Source organism: Moorena sp. SIO4A1 (assembly GCF_010672065.1).
Classification (GTDB): domain Bacteria; phylum Cyanobacteriota; class Cyanobacteriia; order Cyanobacteriales; family Coleofasciculaceae; genus Moorena.
In genome coordinates this window covers 1-1,524 of sequence record NZ_JAAHHX010000668.1, presented here as the reverse complement: position 1 = coordinate 1,524, position 1,524 = coordinate 1, and the positions used below count along the sequence as shown (strand labels likewise).

3 protein-coding genes are annotated in these 1,524 nt (G+C 40.1%); all 3 read right to left on the bottom strand.

What is annotated here, in order from left to right:
* Nucleotides 1-216 (bottom strand): zinc ribbon domain-containing protein (locus F6K53_RS41760; RefSeq protein ID WP_293086295.1); only part of this gene is annotated, 216 nt, incomplete at its 3' end.
* Nucleotides 217-279: 63 nt separating this feature from the next.
* A complete protein-coding gene (locus tag F6K53_RS46335) occupies nucleotides 280-1,215 on the bottom strand; it encodes a transposase (protein WP_366511441.1) in 936 nt (311 codons plus the stop codon).
* The coding region (locus F6K53_RS41750; protein WP_293086291.1) for an IS607 family transposase at nucleotides 1,112-1,524 on the bottom strand (413 nt) is incomplete at its 5' end. The genes F6K53_RS41750 and F6K53_RS46335, both read right to left, overlap by 104 nt.

Below are 1,524 nucleotides of genomic sequence, written 5' to 3'. Positions count from 1 at the left end.
CAGGAAAATCCCGACGGCTCCATTGAAATCTCTATCGATCTCGTAACCACATTTTGGGCATTTAAAGTTCTTAGAGCTACCAAGTTTTCTATGAACATGCCCACACTTTGTGCAAGTCAATGAAGTATATTCTTCTGTTATTCTCACCAAATTGGAACCATACCGGTTACACAAATGTTCTAAAATCTGAGAAAACTGATAGAACGCCCAGGTCATCATAGCCCTGGCTGTCTTGCTTTTTAACTTTCGCTTCTTCTTTACGACCATTTGCGAGGTCTCTTAGGTAGGAAGAATAATTACGTCGTAATTTCTGGCTAAATAGGAAGCTACTTGTTTGTGGATTTCATTCCTTAGGTTTTTTATCTTAGTCCTAACTTTTTCCATAGCTATCTTCAATCGATAGCGTCGATGCTTGTTATAATTCCCTTTCAAACTATCATGTTTGCTCTTTAATTTATCTAGATAAGAGCAAAGTTTAGCTATTCTCTGAAAGTCATTAATCCCAAATTCTAAAAACTGACCTCCGTCAAACCCAGTCATGAATGTCCTAACTCCAGGATCCAAAGCTATAACCTTTTGAGTGTGAGTAGGCTCAGTCTCAAACTCAACTGGAAAATGAGCAAACCACCTTCCTTTGTTATAAGTAAGCTCTGTAGACCCATCTGTCAATATGCAGTGATCATGACCCTTAAACTCAGGCTTTGGTAAATGTTTGGTAGTAGATACCATCCATCTGCCAGCCTTGTAAGCTGTGGGATCAAACTGGATTGTTTGCTTCTGATTCCGCACACTACGAAATTTGGCTATTTTTAATCCAGCTTGTAGATTTGGTTTTCGTTTTTTGCCAAAGCCTATAAATAAGGGCTGTTTTGCTGTCTCTTTCCAGGCTGTATATGCCTCCATTGAAGCATTATCAAGTATTTTAGATACATTTTGATTTTTGCACCACTCCGGGATAAGTCCAGACTGTTTCAACCAAGTCCTAAAACCATGCTTCCCTCCCTTCTTACCTACCTTTGTATACCCTTGGTTTTTGTTTAGCTGCTCAATCGATATGTTATATACTTTTCTAGCAGCGGAAACCCATTTCTTCCATATACTCTCAAGTTCTTTACTTGGATATACGCGGTAAGTCGTTGTCTTCAATGATTTTATTTTTGTACTTTCTGAGTCCGTACAACCTACAGCTGAAGACGTGGATGACCGCAAGAACATCTTCAACCATTTCTTGCTCTGGGCTGAGGTTCTTTTCGTCGAGAACCAGTATTTTAGTTTGGAATTTAGAGCACAGCCATGAGATAAGATCGAACCCAAAGCGGCAAAGCCTATCTTTGTGGGCAACGACAATATACTTGCAAGTACCGCCGAGAACTCTGTCCAATAAGGATTGAAGACCTTTTCTTCTGAAGTTAAGCCCGCTCCCGATGTCTTTGATAATCTCTGCTTCTGGGTAACGAGACTTGAGAAACTGTACTTGTTGCTCAAGATCGGCTTTTTGAGAGCGGCTTGAAACTCTGGCATACA

Bases quoted from the DNA above. Each gene is read 5' to 3' on its own strand.
- F6K53_RS46335 (WP_366511441.1), bottom strand. From the start codon at position 1,215: ATGTTCTTGCGGTCATCCACGTCTTCAGCTGTAGGTTGTACGGACTCA.